Source organism: Vibrio sp. TRT 2004 (assembly GCF_050113735.1).
GTDB lineage: Bacteria > Pseudomonadota > Gammaproteobacteria > Enterobacterales > Vibrionaceae > Vibrio.
On record NZ_JBNJOH010000001.1, the window covers coordinates 21,558 to 38,933 of the forward strand.

The 17,376-nt window shown below is 47.0% G+C and carries 13 protein-coding genes and 1 riboswitch; of the genes, 7 read left to right on the forward strand and 6 right to left on the reverse strand.

Annotated features, from left to right (window positions below; all coding sequences use genetic code 11):
• The first annotated feature begins 30 nt into the window (after nucleotides 1–30).
• From ACQEXR_RS00120 to ACQEXR_RS00130, 3 genes are all read left to right on the forward strand, one after another.
• On the forward strand, nucleotides 31–489 hold the full coding sequence (locus ACQEXR_RS00120) for a YaiI/YqxD family protein (RefSeq protein ID WP_331417223.1): 459 nt from the start codon (nucleotides 31–33) through the stop codon (nucleotides 487–489).
• A gap of 9 nt (nucleotides 490–498) precedes the next feature.
• Entirely contained in the window at nucleotides 499–1,452 is a 954-nt protein-coding gene (locus ACQEXR_RS00125; protein WP_426953175.1) for a LysR family transcriptional regulator, read from the forward strand.
• 111 nt (nucleotides 1,453–1,563) lie between these two features.
• The gene (locus ACQEXR_RS00130) at nucleotides 1,564–1,803 is read left to right on the forward strand and encodes a YdcH family protein (RefSeq protein WP_138970845.1); all 240 of its coding nucleotides are present in this window, start codon (nucleotides 1,564–1,566) and stop codon (nucleotides 1,801–1,803) included.
• A gap of 146 nt (nucleotides 1,804–1,949) precedes the next feature.
• Here ACQEXR_RS00130 and ACQEXR_RS00135 read toward each other — a convergent pair whose 3' ends face one another.
• Nucleotides 1,950–2,837: an AraC family transcriptional regulator gene (locus tag ACQEXR_RS00135; protein WP_138970846.1), complete on the reverse strand. Its 888-nt coding sequence runs from the start codon at nucleotides 2,835–2,837 to the stop codon at nucleotides 1,950–1,952.
• A 177-nt stretch (nucleotides 2,838–3,014) separates the two neighbouring features.
• On the opposite strand from ACQEXR_RS00135, the gene ACQEXR_RS00140 reads away from it, so the two are divergent.
• Entirely contained in the window at nucleotides 3,015–4,226 is a 1,212-nt protein-coding gene (locus tag ACQEXR_RS00140) for a sugar efflux transporter (protein WP_427019561.1), read from the forward strand.
• Here the strand turns inward: ACQEXR_RS00140 and ACQEXR_RS00145 are convergent.
• From ACQEXR_RS00145 to ribB, 4 genes are all read right to left on the reverse strand, one after another.
• On the reverse strand, nucleotides 4,216–4,359 hold the full coding sequence (locus tag ACQEXR_RS00145; RefSeq protein WP_426950795.1) for a nucleotidyltransferase family protein: 144 nt from the start codon (nucleotides 4,357–4,359) through the stop codon (nucleotides 4,216–4,218). The two genes, ACQEXR_RS00140 and ACQEXR_RS00145, sit on opposite strands and share 11 nt — an antisense overlap.
• 84 nt (nucleotides 4,360–4,443) lie before the next feature.
• Nucleotides 4,444–6,654, reverse strand: coding sequence for an ATP-binding protein (locus ACQEXR_RS00150; RefSeq protein WP_427019562.1), 2,211 nt, complete (start codon nucleotides 6,652–6,654; stop codon nucleotides 4,444–4,446).
• A gap of 11 nt (nucleotides 6,655–6,665) precedes the next feature.
• Nucleotides 6,666–8,882, reverse strand: a complete 2,217-nt coding sequence (locus tag ACQEXR_RS00155; RefSeq protein WP_427019563.1) for a GGDEF/EAL domain-containing response regulator — start codon at nucleotides 8,880–8,882, stop codon at nucleotides 6,666–6,668.
• 158 nt (nucleotides 8,883–9,040) lie between these two features.
• Nucleotides 9,041–9,697 (reverse strand): 3,4-dihydroxy-2-butanone-4-phosphate synthase, encoded by a 657-nt coding sequence (gene ribB, locus ACQEXR_RS00160; RefSeq protein ID WP_427019564.1) that lies wholly within the window; start codon nucleotides 9,695–9,697, stop codon nucleotides 9,041–9,043.
• Nucleotides 9,698–9,805: 108 nt separating this feature from the next.
• Nucleotides 9,806–9,961: riboswitch (FMN riboswitch) on the reverse strand.
• A gap of 295 nt (nucleotides 9,962–10,256) precedes the next feature.
• Here ribB and ACQEXR_RS00165 point away from each other — a divergent pair.
• Complete coding sequence (locus ACQEXR_RS00165; RefSeq protein WP_427019565.1) at nucleotides 10,257–10,991, forward strand: beta-ketoacyl-ACP reductase; 735 nt, start codon at nucleotides 10,257–10,259, stop codon at nucleotides 10,989–10,991.
• A 223-nt stretch (nucleotides 10,992–11,214) separates the two neighbouring features.
• On the opposite strand, the gene fdhF is transcribed toward ACQEXR_RS00165, so the two are convergent.
• Entirely contained in the window at nucleotides 11,215–15,423 is a 4,209-nt protein-coding gene (gene fdhF / locus ACQEXR_RS00170) for a formate dehydrogenase subunit alpha (RefSeq protein WP_427019566.1), read from the reverse strand.
• Between the two features lie 317 nt (nucleotides 15,424–15,740).
• Here fdhF and napG point away from each other — a divergent pair, with 317 nt between their 5' ends.
• Both napG and napH read left to right on the forward strand, forming a co-directional pair.
• Nucleotides 15,741–16,502: a ferredoxin-type protein NapG gene (gene napG / locus ACQEXR_RS00175; RefSeq protein WP_427019567.1), complete on the forward strand. Its 762-nt coding sequence runs from the start codon at nucleotides 15,741–15,743 to the stop codon at nucleotides 16,500–16,502.
• Complete coding sequence (gene napH / locus ACQEXR_RS00180) at nucleotides 16,502–17,356, forward strand: quinol dehydrogenase ferredoxin subunit NapH (RefSeq protein WP_427019568.1); 855 nt, start codon at nucleotides 16,502–16,504, stop codon at nucleotides 17,354–17,356. The genes napG and napH overlap by 1 nt, the downstream gene beginning before the upstream one ends.
• Nucleotides 17,357–17,376 lie beyond the last annotated feature (20 nt).

Genomic DNA, 17,376 nt, shown 5'->3' on the forward strand with positions numbered 1-17,376 from the left:
TAATTAGAGAAGATTAAGGAATCGAGTTTGATGAAGATTTGGGTAGATGCAGATGCGTGTCCGGTCGTGGTTCGTGATGTTTTATTTCGAGCCTCTCAGAGGACTGGTGTCGAGGTGACTTTAGTTGCTAACCAATTTATCCGCACCCCAGCGTCGCCGAAAGTGACTATGTTGCAAGTACAACCTGGTTTTGATGTCGCAGACAACGAAATTGTTAAGCGCTGCCAAGTCGGTGACTTAGTGATCACCAGCGATATTCCTCTCGCAGACGAGATTATTACCAAAGGTGGTCATGCATTGAGTTCTCGCGGTGAAATGTTTACCAAAGAGAACATAAAGTCACGCCTTAATATTCGCGACTTTATGGAAACCATGCGTAGCAGTGGTATTCAGACGGGAGGCCCTGCGCCGCTTAGTCAGGCTGATCGCCAGCAGTTCGCTAACCATTTGGACAAGTGGTTAGTGCAATGGCAACGTTCGCAAAAGTAAGGCGCTAAGATGGCACTGGTTAATCAACTCTCTCTGTTTATTGATGTCGTGCAGCAGGGCTCGTTTGCTAAGGCTGCGGCGTTGAATGATATGGATAACTCATCACTATCCAAACAAATCAAGAAACTAGAGATAGAACTGGGTGTGCAGTTGCTCAATCGTTCGACACGCTCTTTCTCACTGACTCCTGCGGGTGAAGAGATCTTAGAGCAAGCACGGAATTTGGTTGGCACGTTGCATCACGTACAGTCGATAGCGGATTCTTACCATGCACAACCAAAGGGACGCATTCGCGTAACGGCTCCTCTCCATATTGGACAGAATCATCTTCAACCTGTGATTACCCAGTTTCTTAAAAATTATCCTGATGTCGAGATTGAGCTGCTGCTTGATGATAAGCGTTCCGACATTATTTCTGACCACTTTGATGTCGCATTTCGTTTAGGAAGATTGGATGACTCGAGCCTGATTGCGAGGAAAATTGCTGATATCAGAGCGGTTATCTTAGCATCAGATACGTTTATTGAACGTTATGGGCAGCCGAAAACTCCGGATGAATTGGTTAAGCTACCTTCTGTTGTTTACAGTAATCGTTCATTGATCGTTGATACGATGAGACTCAGTGAACAGCCGGGTGGGGAAACATTTCTCAACTACAAGATGAAGGGAAACTGTAAGGTAAATGACGTGGCAACTCTCATAGCGGCGGTACAGGATGGATTAGGGTATGCGACCATATCGTCTTCCAACCTCAATCGGTCGATTGTCGAGATGAAGCTACGCCCTCTCCTCACACAGTATACGCTGTGCAATGGAGATCTCGCTTTGTATGCCCTCTATCCTCACCGTAAACAAACGGCACTGGTCAAAGCATTTATCTCGGCAGTTGAAGCCCATATAGGAAAACCGCCAATATGGGAGCAGTATATTCCTAACTTTGCTCACTTTTATCAAAAGCAATGAGGTTCCATTTTTCCTGCTACTCAGTGCGGGAGATCGCATAAATCAATTCCATTAACTGCTATGGTTAAAAAACAACCAGTTGTTTTATTCTCGAAAAAGGAGGTGTTATCTATGCTCGGTGAAGATCACTCACTACTTAAGGAATTTCCACAACATAAGCAAACAATACAAGCATTAGCAAAAGAGAGTCTGGAGTTCGCAGAATTGATGAGAGAATACAATGCTCTCGACAAAGATATTCGAAAGCTGGAGATGCGTGACTCGCCCATTAGTGATGAAGAGATGCATCTCATGAAGCACAACCGAGCTGAGATGAAAGATCGCCTTCATCAATACCTAATAAATCAGTGACATAATGAATGCTTATAACAAAGGCCCTTATCGGGCCTTTGTGGTTATTGAATTCTGTTATGTTTCAATGGAGTCGCCTTGACGAATTATTCGTTGTGCATGCAATTCATCTATGTTTATTTGTGGCGAGAAGAGAGGGGATAGAATTAGTTAAAACGCGCTCTGAACTGCGATGGAGTCATCTGTTTTACCATGCGAAATTGGCGATTGAAGTTCGATAGGTTTTGAAATCCTGTCTTCTCTGCGACTAAGGCAATTGGGGTGGAAGAGCTGGCGAGGAGTTCACATGCTTTACCAACGCGATACTGTTTTAGGTGGTCAGAAAAACTCACTCCATAGTGCTTCTCAAACAAACGATAGGCTGAACTTTCACTAATATGCAGTTCCTTACAGAGGTCGGAAATACGTACTGCGTGTTGATAGTTGCGTTCAATAAACTGTGTCGCCATAGCGACTCGTTTGTGTGCGTCGTTATCGCCAGATAACTCTTTGAGTCGATAAGGGGTTACAGACAGTTTTTCGGACTGTTTGTCATCAGCGAGATGGATCAATACCTCCATCACTTTAAGCGCTTGTAGGTGCCTTTCACTGCTTTCAATTCCACTTAATAGTGCAGACACTTTTTCGGCCGTTTGCGCACTGAATTTTAGACCAAAGGCGGCATTTTCCAGCAAGCGTTTGATATTGCGAGCCTCAGGGATCGCCGCTTGAAGTTTCTCTATCCAATGATGTTTAAGCCAGACGATAATCGAGCTGTGTGGCTTCTCGTCACTGCCTGCCAGCTGTCCGGTAATCATATGGGGTAGCCCAGGCCCATAGAGTAGGAGAGTGTTGTGATTCACTTGCCCGATGGCATCGCCAGCAAAGTAGTTACCGTTAAACACATGCTGAGGGTCGAGATAAAGAACCAGTTCATATTCGGCGTGGTAATGCCATGAGCAGGCGAATTGCTCATTTTTAACACGACAGTGATACTCCCTTACCAGCCAGTCATAACTGGGCGAGTTAAGGACATTTTCTATAAACGGCTTCATCTGACATCCTCCAATAACGGCAGTTAGAGTAATCGATGTGTTGTTTTTCTGTCAAAGATATAACTGTTGTTGAAGGATTTGTATTAGATGTGGCTCGAATACCATCATTGAATCTCGATAACTTTGTATAGACTAACGCCATTCAATATGAGTGGTTGGCTATAGGAGCGTTTGGGTATGTATCGAGACAAAACGGCAATATTGTTTATTTTTACAGCGTTCGTTTCAGGCTTGTGCGGTGCGTTCTTTTATCCGCTATCAAGCTTGTTTATCGTTGAGCAGTTAGGCGCATCCCCAATGATGCTGAGCATGTACATGGTGCTTGCGGTAGTAAGCTCTGTGATTGTCTCACAGTTAATTGCGACTCAGTCGGATAAAAACTGGCAGCGTAAAACGATTCTTATCGTCGCGTTATCTTGCTATCTGATCACTGTGCTGAGCTTTGTTTTTGTTCGTGATTATTGGCTGGCAGTCACTATAGCAACGGTGTTTGGTAGTGTTAGCGGTGCCTCATTTGGTCAGCTGTTTGCGATGGGAAGAGAGTATGCGGACAAGAATGTCGAAGATAGTACGACGTTTCTGTCAACGATGCGTGCTGGTATCGCCATCGCTTGGGTATTTGGCCCTCCTGCTGCCTTTATGCTCAAAGCGAGCTTCGGTTTCAGCGCGGCGTTTATGGTCTCAGCATCGATCGTTTCCATTGCCATTCTGGTGATCACAACCTCATTGCCATCTTGTGAAGTTACTGCGCCTTCTGGTGAATCATCGCAAGATAAGCCATCCAGCCGAGGTGTTAACCAACTGGTTGCGCTCTATTGTGTTGCGATGGTATTCGCCTTTGCGGCGAACAACCTCTATATCACGAGTATGCCGCTATATCTTTCTCAGGAGCTGAAAGTCGATGGAAACTGGCTTGGTTTTCTATTTGGTGCGGCGGCATTGTGTGAGATCCCAGTGATGCTATGGGCGGGACGTTTGGCGCAAAAGGTCGGTACGATTAAGTTGATGATGCTGGGTGTGGCGACGGGAATTGTGTTCTATATGGTGATGTTAACAAGCCAAACCTTTGTCACTATGCTGGCGGCGCAAATTTTAAATGGCTTCTTTATCGGCGTATGTGCGACGCTCGGAATGGTTGTATTGCAGGATATGATGCGTGATCGTTTGGGAACTGCTTCGACCTTGTTCTCAAGCATGTTGAGTATCAGTATGCTGCTGGCCAGTCTCTCTGTCGGCGTTGTGGGTGAGTTGTATAACTACTATTCGACCTTATATGTCTCATTTGCAGGTGTGATTGTCGCTGTGATTCTGTTGTGGTTGTTTACCTACAAAGTCCGTCAGCAACAAACCGTCTTACCAACAACGGTTCCATCGATTTCTAGTCACTAACCACGGTCAGTTTTGGCCAGCGATTCAACCAACCTTTTCTTGATACTCGCTGGTCAAATACGGTTTTACATCGCTTGGGATTGTGAGTGAGTTTGAGCTCAAACAGCGACTGATAACCAAATGCCGCGCACACCGTAACGCTTCAACCCTGATAGGATCTTGCGTAATTAACTCAACAATTCTCTTCATAAGTGTAAGGCACAATGGGTGATTGAACTTAGGACTCGAGAGTATCACTTTTTGGTGCATTGAGCGGTAGCGTCAGTGTAAAACAACTGCCTTTTCCTGGTTCACTGCTCACTTGAATATTGCCGTTAAGTAGTCCGGTCACAAGGTTGTAGACGATATTTAGCCCCAGACCTGACCCACCTTGACCCAAACGGGTAGTAAAGAAAGGGTCAAAGATTTTGCTTTGATGCTCAATCGCTATGCCATGGCCATTGTCGGTAACTGTGATAATGGCATTGTGACCTTCAGAATGGCAGCGAATGGTTATCATCCTATGCTCTTGATCTGAGAATGCATGAACCAAAGCGTTTGAGAGTAGGTTCATCAGAACCTGTGTCAGAGGACCGGGATAGCTGTCCATTTTAATTGATTCTTCACATTCGGTTTCGAGCTGTATTTGTTGACGTGAAAGGCTTGGCAGCATAGTAACTTTTAGTTCATGAGCGATCTCTTGCAAATCAAACACGCGTCTTTGATAACTCGATTGGTCAACTGCCACTTGCTTGAAACTGGAAATCAGTTCAGAAGCTCTGCGCAAGTTGCGCTCAATACTTTCGGATGACTCGGTACTTTTGCTGATATAGCTATCGAGTGCTGAACGTCTTAATCCCTGCTGAATGGATTCGACAAACTGTTGATTAAAATCTTTTAGGCTGCTGGCGACGATCATCGCATTGCCAATAGGAGTATTGAGTTCATGGGCGACACCAGCGACCAGAGAACCAAGCCCTGAGAGTTTTTCTGAACGGACCAACTCTTCTTGAGTCGCCTTCAAGGTTTCCAGCGTATGCTCCAGTTCTATGGTTCGTTCATTCACTCGACGTTCGAGATCTTGTGTTTGTTGCTCGATGGTTTCTAAGTAGCGGCGTCGATCCTGTTCCCTGTTTGCGGCGCGTTTAAACCAATTTTGCCAGCGAGAAGGTACATCTGGAATAACAGGGGTCTCTTGACTGGGCAAATCTTCAACGAATTGCGCTAAGCGCAGTGCTGGCTGACTAAAGTTCCAATGCTGGTAGAGTACGACGAACAACAAGAGCGCAGTAAAGGTTGAGGCGAGCATTAAGTTGGGTAACAGACTATCGAAGACATATTGGTTTATTTCGCTGTTGGTCAGTTCTAAAACGAGTCGCCAAGGAGTGTCGGGTAGTATGAAAGAGACCCAATAACCATCGGAGACGTTTTGCAACTCGCTATGGATCACACGATGGGCTTCGCCAATGGACATCAACGTCAGAATTCCGTGTTGAGACTGACTCTCTGTTTTGTCTGTCAAGGCTCCATCACTGTCGCCAATCACTAAGCCTTTGTCATCGACAATCACTAAACGACCGAGGTCGAGTGGTCGTTTAGTGAGAATTTTATCTAGGACGGAAAGAGTGATATCCGTACCGACAGCACCAATAAAGTCCTCTTTGTGATAAACAGGAGCCAGCAGTGAAACCATCATGCCTTTTCCCCCCGCATCCATATAGGGCGTTGTCCAAACTTTCTGCTTCGTCGGGTTTGATCTAGGGTTAATGAGTTTAAGTGGAAAGGTTCCTCCGGCCTGAAAGATGATATCCAGGGTGTCGTCCATATTGTCGGTTTCTGTCGCTGCCATAAGATCACGGTAGCTTAACCAAGGATAGAGGTAAGTCAGTACTTCATTGGCATCGTAATAATAGCTCCACTGAAAATCACTGTATTGCTGATGGGTTGAAACGACTTCGCTGGTCATTGTGAGCAATGCACTGACGTCGAAGGTGTAATCTCTAGGATTTGAGCGAACATAAAGTTGCCCCAATTTAAGTCTCACGTCTGGGGGCAAGTTTTCCCACGGCGCGTTTTGAGGCGAGTCTTGAGTTATCTGCTTGAGGTACTCAAGAGCGCCATCTCGGGGGATAAGCTCGGGATACAAATAGGCGGTTTCCAGTGTTCCACGCATGCGGTCGATATGGTTAAGAGAAACAGAGAGTGTCTTGTTGAGAGACAACATTGACTCCATTCCTTTTTGCGTTTGTTGTGTGAGGAGCTGTGATTTGAGCTGGTTACTAAGATAAAACGTGTTGCCTAGAGTGAGCAGTACAATCAGAATCAGGCCACCGTAAATCATAGCGCGATAACGACGAATCAAGGCTGCGGATCGAGTGTGAACTCTGGCAATAGCATTGTCAGTTGATTGACCAGAGTTGGATGCTGGTGGGATGTCCGGATTATTCATCGCTGGCTCACTTATTGTTTGTCGTCCGGTTGAGAGACGAAGGTTATCAACTGTTCCATTTCCATCGCTTTGGCAAACAACCATCCTTGCCCTTCTTCACAGTGAAATGCTTTCAGTTTGTCGTGTTGAAAAGAGGTCTCAATCCCTTCCGCTGTGATCTGCAAACCTAACGTTTGACCGAGGTTGACGATCATCTTCGCGATGCTGCAATCTTCTTCCATCGCATCGACAAATGAACGATCTATTTTCAGACGCGTTGCAGGTAATTTATGCAGAATACTGAGTGAAGAGAAACCTGTGCCAAAATCGTCTATTGCGATCTTACAACCCAACTCACGCACTTGATTAAGCACGTCGCACAATGCAGATAGGTTTTTAGCAGCAATGGTTTCCGTGATTTCTAACTCAATTTGCTGCGGTGCAATGGCATGCTGTTTGAGACTGGATTCGAGTAGATGGACGAACTCTGGCTCATCAAGTTGGGTTGGAGATATGTTGATCGCCATGGTTATCTGAGTGCCGACACTATTGAGCAGTTGGTTAAACTGTTGACAGGCTCGTTCGATAACAAACGCGCCAATATTCACCATCATCCCAGACTGTTCTGCGAGGGGAATAAACTGATCCGGTGGAACAAGATCACCATGTTTATTGCGCCAGCGAAGCAAGGCCTCGATGCCAGTTAACTCGAGTGTGTTGAGGTTGTACTTTGGCTGATACATCAGAAAAAGGGCATTCTCTTCCAGTGCCTGTTTAAGTTCGATAAGAAGTTGCATCCTGTCGCGAGCATTTTGCCCCATGTTCTGTGAAAAGGTCATGGCAGCACCGCGATGATGCATTTTGGCCTGTTTCAGCGCGACTTGGGCATCTTTGTAACGTTCGGAGAGTTGTTCGCCTTGGCAGAGTTCAACCAGCCCGATGCTTGCCATTACCTTGAAAGGTTGGTCATCAACCGTGAAGTTACATTGGAAAACGTTGCTGATGGTCAAGTCGGTGACCTCTTTTTGCGAACCAATGATGGCGAATACATCACTGCCAACTCTTGATAGAAAACAGTTTGGAAAAGCGTGGCTAAGTCGTTCGGAAACTGCGATGAGTAGATCATCTCCTAGTTTGTGACCGAAACTGTCGTTGAAAACGGAAAAGTCATCAATGTCAATCAGAGCCATGACTTGTGAATGCTCCGATTGAGAGGAGGAAAGTTGATACTGCAATAGGCTGTTTAGGTTGGGTATGTTGAGCAGAGGATCGGTGAATGCTTGCTGCTCAAGACGGTTATAAAGCAAGACATTGTCAAAACCAACCGACAGATTCGCGCACAACACTTCGAGAAGATGCTGATCCACACTTTCTAAAGGGCGATTCACATCCACATAAGCGGCCAATTTTCTGCCATGTTCTGTGGAAAAATAGAGAGTTAGCCCATCTTCAAGTTGATTTTCACGTTTTTCAAGGCAAGTTAGGATTCGGTCGCGGATGTTGTGTGAGTCCAGTTGCTCTATTGGAGACTGAACATACGGTTGGTAGCGGCCAGCTGCTGCGATGATCTGCGCGGAAGATGAAGCGCAATCCGATAGACTTTCCTGAACGCAAATTAAGCCATCGGGTTCTATCTGAATGATGGCACTGATCTGTTTTACTGCCCCCTCTGCAAACATACGCATGCCATGATAGTGGGCGAGTTCAGTGCTCGCTTTGACCACCTTCTCTAAGCCTTGGCGCATGGTATGTTGATTACAAATCTGTTGATAGGCTCTGATGGCGCTGGTCAGAATGGTAAAGAGGCGGATTCGAGTCAGTTCAGGCTTGGTGCGATAGTCGTTGATGTCATAACGCTGAATGGTCTCCATTTCAGGAGCATAGCCTGGCTGACCTGTACGAAGAATGATCCTTAACGCGCTTAAATGCAGTTTTTCTCTAATGGTTTCGACCAACTCAAGCCCTGCGCGGTCGGTTTCCATGACGACATCAAGCAGTATCACACCGATATCCGTTTCATGACTCAGTACCTGTTCTGCTTCCGCAGCGGAATAGGCGTGAAGGAACTCGATTGGGCGGTTTTCGATGATGATGTCTTTTAGGGATAACGTCGTCGCATGATGGAGATCAGGATCATCGTCAACGATCAGTACTCGCCAAGTTAGTTTCGGAGACGTTGTGTCAAGCGTAACTGGCTCATCTTCAATAATGACCAGCAAATCATCGTTTGAGTTTTGTTCCTCGTCCATTCGACCCTCTATCCTTTGAGATATCACTAAGATAAAAGTTTAGTCCTAGAAGTATAGAGATGCGAAATATGACTGATTTTAGAAAAGATAGCGGCTGAGGGTTTTGGCGATAAGACTTTTGTAAGCCAAGCCCAAACGATGGGCTTGGCAATCAGATTTTATGCAAGCTTTAGGTCGAACTGTTGGCGGTACATCACCATATCTTCGATGGTCAGAACAGGCATATTATGCAGTTTACCAAAGGCAACGATCTCGGCTGTTTTGGCCATTGTTCCATCAGGATTGGTGACTTCGCAAAGCACACCAGCAGGCTGGAGCCCTGCCATTTGCATCAAGTCAATAGTACCTTCTGTGTGTCCACGACGGACCAAAACGCCACCTTTGCGTGCACGCAGAGGGAACACATGGCCTGGACGTGCCAAATCCGATGGTTTTGCCTGAGGGTTTGCAGCCGTTTTAATCGTCGTTACGCGATCTTGAGCAGAAACGCCAGTGGTGACACCGACTTTTGCTTCGATTGAAACCGTGAAGGCGGTTTGGTTGGCACTGTTGTTATTGCTGACCATTGGGGTTAGCTCTAAACGATCCGCTTGATCTTCTGGCAGGCAAAGACAGACAATCCCGCTACACTCGCGAATCATCAATGCCATTTGTGCAGTGGTAAGCGATTCGACGGAATAGATAATATCGCCTTCATTTTCACGGTCTTCATCGTCAAGCAGCAGTACACCTCGGCCTTGTTTGAGGGCAATGAGTGCTTGTTCAACGCGTGTGATTGGGTCGCCGAATTCGGCTAGTAGTGATGACTGATTCATGGTTAACTCCTAAATATCACCAGAATCAGGGCATGCATGAGTACTGCGACATGAAAAGTCACAGCCAAAACGAAATGCACCACAGCAGCAAGGGCTAGCGTGGTGTGTTTTCATTCTCTCTCATCCGGACTATAACCGTCGGCTCTGGGTTTTCACCAGATCTGCTGACCTCGACGTATCGAGCGCTCGCGGGCTCACCCCAATGTCAAAATTGGCTAGGGGAATACCGCCGGTGGGGAATTTCGCCCCGCCCTGAGAATAAATTAAACGTTTGCTAATATAGCGAGGGGATTGTATCGGTTCTGATAGGAAAATCAATACAGTAGCTCAAGGGGCAAGAATAATTAAGCCAACGAGGATTCTTTTAGGTTTGGTTCGTGGCTCATATTATTCATAGGCGACACTGGGAAACCAGAAAACCCATAGTGAGTCCGTCATTAAAACTTATGCATAACGCCATCTTTCGAACACAATTTGAGTTCATAATAAGCAGTAAGGCGAACTAGCCGTCAGTTCAGCTTCGTCAGTTAATGTTTCGTTGTATACAAAGGATAAGGACATGTTTGACAACAAAATTTGCATCGTAACGGGTGCCGCCCAAGGCATAGGTCGGGCTATCACTGAACGTTTTTCTCAAAATGGAGCCAAGTGCGTGTACGCGCTGGATATGAATGCGCAAGGGTTATCTGAAGCGTTTAACCATTGTGACAATGTAGAGCCTGTCGTGCTCAATATCTGTGATCGTCAGGCGATTGCAGCCTTTATCGCTCAGGTGAAAGAACGTCATTCAAGAGTGGATGTCTTGATTAATAATGCGGGCGTGACGCGTGATGCGCTGATCGAGAAAATGACCGAGCAAGAGTGGGATTTTGTAATCGATGTCAATTTAAAAGGCGTGTTCAACCTAACTCAAGCGGTTGCGCCACTGATGATTGAAAATAACTATGGATCGATTGTCACCATGTCTTCGGTTGTCGGCACCGATGGCAATATTGGTCAAACCAACTACGCAGCGTCAAAAGGTGGCGTAATTGCAATGACAAAAAGTTGGGCCAAAGAGTTTGCTCGCAAAGGGGCTCAGGTTAGAGCTAATTGTGTGGCTCCAGGCTTTATTCAGACACCAATGACGGAAAATCTGCCAGACAAGGTACTCGATTTAATGAAGCAGAAAACGCCTCTTGGCCGAATGGGAACCACCGAAGACATTACCAATGGTGTCGAGTTTCTTGCCAGTGACAAGTCAAGTTTTATCACAGGGCAAGTGTTGAAAATTGATGGTGGGTTGGTGCTATAAGATGAACAATAAAGTCTATATCGTCGCAGCAAAACGTACTCCAATTGGCAATTTCCTTGGCAGCTTAAGCTCGGTTTGATGATAAAACCAATGTGGATGGAAGTGCGATGGCGTTAGGCCATCCGATTGGGCACGTATCGGCACTGCGGTCCTCTTGCACCAAGTCGCTTAATCATAATGAAAGCCAACTCAAGTGAGTTGGCTTTATTCTCTTTATCAACCTTTAAACGGCGGCCTCAAAAGGCAGGGGTTCCACTTTCACTGCCGCGACTTTGAATTCTGGTATCTTGGCGTGGGGGTCGGTTGCTGTGGTCGTAAGTCTATTGACTGGCGACTCAACAAAATGGAAAGGAATAAAGATAACGCCTTTTTGGATACGTTTTGTCACGAATGCATCTATCTCAATCTCTCCTCGACGGGTCGAGACTTTAAGTCGCTGACCGTTAGAAATACCTAATGCTTCTGCATCCTGAACACTGATCATAGCACGTGGCCCCGCGAGATTATCTAACCCTTTGGTTTTACGCGTCATGGTACCGGTATGGAACTGTTCTAGAACACGTCCCGTGGTAAGCACCAATGGAAACTCCTCGTCAGGCAATTCTGCCGCATAGCGGAATGGTACGCCCACCATCTGACCTTTGCCGCGAGTGAACTGTGTCTGATGCATAATGCGAGTACCATTCGGATTGTTTTTGTTGCTCGGCCATTGAACGCCTTCAGGGGTAATCGCATCCCAGCGCAGTCCGGCATATTGAGGGGTAACACGTGCAATCTCGGCGGTAATGTCAGAGACGTGTTGATAGTGCCAGTCACTTCCCATCGCGTTAGCAATTTGTTGGATGATCCACCAATCCTCTTTGGCTTCTCCTGGTGCTTTGACGGCAGCATTGATACGCTGTACGCGACGTTCAGTGTTGGTAAAGTGGCCTGATTTTTCCGCAAATGAGCATGAAGGTAGAACCACATCCGCGTAGTGAGCGGTTTCTGTTAAGAAGATGTCTTGAACTACCAAGAAATCCAGCGCCTCCAAACCTTCGATAACATGCGCTTGATTTGGGTCACTAAGGACAGGGTTTTCCCCCATGATATAGAGACCTCGAACCGTACGCTGGCATGCACCATCAATGATTTCAGTGAGAGTTAACCCCGGTTCAGAAGGTAGATGAGTTGCATTCCATTCGATCGAGAATTTCTGACGAATCATTGGGTTGTAGACTTTCTGATACCCTGGGTAGCTGTTGGGCAGCGCGCCCATGTCACAGGCTCCTTGTACGTTAGACTGACCACGGAGTGGGTTAATACCGCCGCCTTCAATACCGATGTTGCCGCACAGTAGCTGCAAGTTGGCGATAGAGCGAACGTTGTCATGGCCTGTGGTGTGTTGTGTAATCCCCATCGAGTAGTAAACAGCGGTTCGTTTGGCTGTTCCTATCATTCTCGCCATAGCAAAAATGTCTTCACCGCTGACGCCTGTCACTAGCTCAACTTTATCCAGAGCATAAGCAGGTGACATCACTTCTTGAAGCAAGGTATCAAAGCCATCAACACGCTCTTCTATATACTCTTGGTCGTACCAACCATTTTTGATGATTTGCTGCATGATGCCGTTAAGCAGCATGACATCTGTCCCTGGGCGATGCGCGAGATAGAGCTGAGCATGATCGGCCATATCGATACGTTTGGGATCGGCAACGATCAGACGAGCACCGTGGTGGCGGATAGCTTGCTTGATATGGGAAGCGATAATCGGATGAGCAGAGGTGGTGTCTGAACCGATAATAAAAATAACATCCGAGTGTTTGATACTTGGAATGTCGTTGGTCATCGCGCCACTACCGAGGGAGGCTTCTAGTCCGGTGACACTCGACGCATGGCAGAGACGAGCACAGTGATCAACGTTGTTTGTCCCTAGTTCGCGACGAATAAATTTCTGGAAGGCATAGTTGTCTTCGTTGGTGGTTTTGGCTGATGAGAATCCTGCCAGTGCATTGCCACCAAAATCTTGCTTGAGAGCGGTAAATTTACTGGCAATCAGAGTAATAGCTTCATCCCAACTTGCGGGTTGTAACCATCCGTCTTTACGGATAAGCGGCGTCGTTAAGCGAGCTTGATCACCGATGAAATCGAAACCAAAACGTCCTTTGACACAGAGCATGCCTTGGTTCACTGGAGAATTGGCACCGGTTATGCGGCGAATTCGGTTGGCTTTCTCGTCAACATGCATGGTTAACTTGCATCCCACACCACAGTAGGTACAAATGGTGTCGACATGTTTGAGCGACTCTTCGCGACCCTGTGAGCGATCTCGACTGTCAACCATAGCGCCCGTCGGACAGGCCTGAATACAAGCACCACATTGAACGCAGTTCGAGTCCCCCATCAAGATTCGACCATGGCGGCTGGAACCGAAGTGCGGTCTGTCATCTGGTCTCAGTGCGGGACGACCATTTTGGTCGTGAACAAAGTTGAGAATGCCATGCACCGCTTGTTCACTGCATGCCTGAATACATTGACCACAACTGATACATCGGTTGGCATCAAACTCGATAAACTCTGAACTACGATCAACTGTAAACTTATGTCGTGTGTCTTTGTGATGGAGATTGAGCCAGTCTTGGTGTGTTTTTACTTCAACTGGCAACGAAAAGTTCTGTTGCGCACCATATTCGGTTGAGTAATCCCGCAAATCACAACTGGTATTGGCTTGGCAGCCGCACTCTAGGCAACGAGCCGCCTCTTTCATTGCTTCATCATTGTCAAAACCGAGTTCGACCTCATCAAAGCTTTGCTCACGTTGAGCGGGTGTCAGCTCGGGCATAATGCTGCGCCCGACTTTCTGCAAGTTTTCAAAGTGGAGAGGATCGACCTGAGCGAGCTTTTCTTCTTTGCGTGAGTTAAAGGCAGGTTTTGGCATGTCAGCCATATCACCATTGAGAAATAGGTCGATGGCTTTAGCTGCTATTCGACCGTCACCAACCGCTTCAACCGCGGTTGCAGGCCCACGCCGAAAATCACCTATGCTAAAGATATTGCCCGTGCCAGTGTGCATGGTTTGGTCGTCAGACTGAGAAGTATTCCAGCGCGTTAGTGGGATTGAAAGTGAATCGTCGTCGAGGAAACTTAAGTCTGGTTTTTGCGATACAGCGGCGATTACGGTGTCAAATTCTTGGGTGAAAAACTCTCCTGTCGCCTCTGGTCTCCGGCGGCCAGACGAATCGGGCTCACCTAATGCCATACGTTCCAACTGGACTTTTTCTACTCGTCCATCTGAGCCCGCAATATTTTGAGCTGGATTCGTTAAGAACAGAAATTGTACGCCTTCGTGTTCAGCCTCTTCGATTTCATACTCTTCAGCAGGCATTTCTTCACGAGTTCGGCGGTAGATAATCGTGGTTTCAGCCCCCGTTCTGCGAGCGGTTCGCGCACAGTCAATCGCGGTGTTACCCCCACCGATGACCGCGACCTTATTCCCGGTAGTGTAGTGTTGTTCTGTGACATAATCTTTCAGGTAGTCGACGCCGAGATAACAGCCTGCTAAGTCACTGCCCGGATAGTTCATCTCAACCGCCAATGACGCACCAACAGCCAAACAGACTGCATCATACTCGTCGCTTAGCTGAGATAAGGTAAAATCGACGCCGAGTTTTTTACGGGTTTGAATCTGCATGCCGTTGCGGCACATGAGTTCGATCTCTTTATCTAAGATCGCTTTTGGCAATCGGTATTCTGGGATCCCGTAGCGCAACCATCCGCCCGCCTTTGGCATCGACTCAAACACCGTCACATCATAGCCTTCATTGGAGAGATAGTAGCCAGCAGTCAAACCGCCAGGGCCACTGCCCACCACAGCAATAGAGAGTCCTTTAGCTAGTTTTTTCTCCGGTACATAGGATTCTTGCGCAGCAAGGTCTGCATCTGCGGCATGTCGTTTTAGTTGGCGGATTGCAATCGAGTCGTCGACCAAAGAGCGGCGACATTCACTCTCACAGAAAGCAGGACACACACGGCCAATAGAGAGTGGCATTGGCAGGGTGCGTTTGATGACCTCAATCGCTTTTTGATGGTCGTTCTGGGCAATGAAGTAGAGATAAGATTGAATATCGACACCAGCAGGACAAGCGGTTTTGCATGGCGCTTCGCAGTCAGCGTAGTGGTCTTGCATTATGGTGTTAAGCGCTTTACGCCGGTGAGCACTGAGCTGCTCTGATTGGGTTTTTACGTTGAGACCGCGATAAACTTTGAGTTCGCACGCCCGTTGAGTGCCGCCACTTTCCACTTCGACGACACACAGGTCGCAAGGCACCTTGGCCTTGGATTTGTTTAATCCACACAATGAAGGTATGTCGACGCCACACACTTTTGCTGCTTCCAGAAGAGTAGAACCCTCTTCCACAATCCGGAACTTTCCGTCAATTACGATTTCTATCATAAGACCCTCACAGCGTAATTTTTAAAGCCTTACATTTTATAAGGATAACACCTGGCAAGGAAACAACGTGTGACAAAAAACGCATTGTGTGGCGTTTTTTTGAACAAAAGTCATCATTGTGCTTCCGTGCTAATTGATCAATATGCGCTGTCGCTCTCCTCAGTTAGTTGATTCTTATCAATAGATGTTTGATACACCCCTTTAGGGTTATATATAACCCTACGAACTGTGTTGAAAATGCAGCTATTATCTTCAGGATTGCTATGGTTACGAAGAGAGTTGAGCCTAGCTAAACCGCTGGTGTGAGGAAGTGAATCATGTGTGGGTTTAAATCAAAAACATCAGAGAGCCGACGTCGGTTTTTGCGTGATGCTGTTCGGACAGCAGCCGGTGTTGGAGCTGCGGCAAGTGTATTGGGGTTGCAGTCAATGCAAAGTCAGGCAAGAGATGGCACAGGTGTTCCGATTCGTCCGCCAGGTGCTTTGCCAAAGGGTGAGTTTGAAAAAGCGTGTGTTCGCTGTGGATTGTGTGTTCAGGCTTGCCCTTATGAGACATTGAAACTGGCCACTCTGTTATCTCCTGTAGAGTCAGGAACACCCTATTTTACCGCTCGTAGCATTCCATGTGAGATGTGTGAAGACATTCCTTGTGTGCCGGTTTGTCCGACGGGTGCCCTCGATCCTAATTTGACCAACATCGATGATGCAAGAATGGGTACCGCGGTACTCATTGACCACGAAAGTTGCCTCAACTGGCAAGGTTTACGTTGCGATGTCTGCTATCGAGTTTGCCCGCTTGTTGATGAGGCGATAACGCTTGAACACGTGCGCAATGAACGTACCGGTTATCATGCCAAGTTGATTCCAACCGTTCATTCAGACAAATGTACAGGCTGCGGAAAATGCGAAGAAGCTTGCGTCACTGAGATTGCTGCAATCAAGATCATTCCCACTGAACTGGCAAAAGGCAAGATGGGAGCTCACTACCAATTGGGATGGGAAGAGATCAACAAAACACTTGAAAACAGTGCGCCCGAGGTGCCAAACGAAGCCCTCGAAACCTTGGGGGGTAAGTTGTAATGGCTAAGAACCTAGCAAAGAACGCCGGTAAAGAAGCTGTGCGAAAACTTGGCTGGTGGCAAGCTCACCGCTTTTTAATTCTGCGTCGATGTTGCCAACTGCTTATTGTGGCTCTGTTTATGGCGGGGCCTACTCTAGGAGTGCTCAAAGGAAACCTGTCATCCAGCATTTTATTTGACGTGGTGCCAATGAGTGATCCACTCATCATGATGCAGACGATAGCTGCCGGTCATTTACCTGAGGCAACCGCCTTAATCGGCGTTTTGGTTGTGGTCGCTTTTTATGCGGCTTTGAGTCCACGTGCATTTTGTGGCTGGGTCTGCCCTTTGAACATGGTGACCGACTTCGCCGCTTTTTTGCGCCGTAAGCTGAATCTTAAATCCAGCTTTCGCTGGTCATCGACCATTCGTTACTGGTTGATCCCAGTATTACTTATTGGCAGTGCACTTTCGGGCAGCGTACTTTGGGCCTGGATTGACCCTGTCGCCGCTTTGCATCGTGGTTTGGTGTTCGGTTTTGGTGCGGGTTGGGTCTTGATTGGCTTGGTTTTCGTACTCGATCTTCTGTTAGTTGAACATGGTTGGTGTGGTCATCTTTGCCCGCTTGGTGCAACTTATGGTTCGATTGGCCGAAAAAGCTTATTGCGTGTCGTGGCGGTCAAGCGAGAACAGTGTACCAAGTGTATGGATTGTTATTACGTTTGCCCTGAACCAGATGTATTACGTCAGCCATTAAAAGAAGGGGATCGCCGAGTGATGGATCAAAACTGTATCAGTTGTGGCCGTTGCATCGATGTTTGCGCAGAGAAGGTCTTTGAGTTTAAAAATCGCATTTCTATCAAGCAACTCGATTGAAAGTAACGGCGACCCAGTTA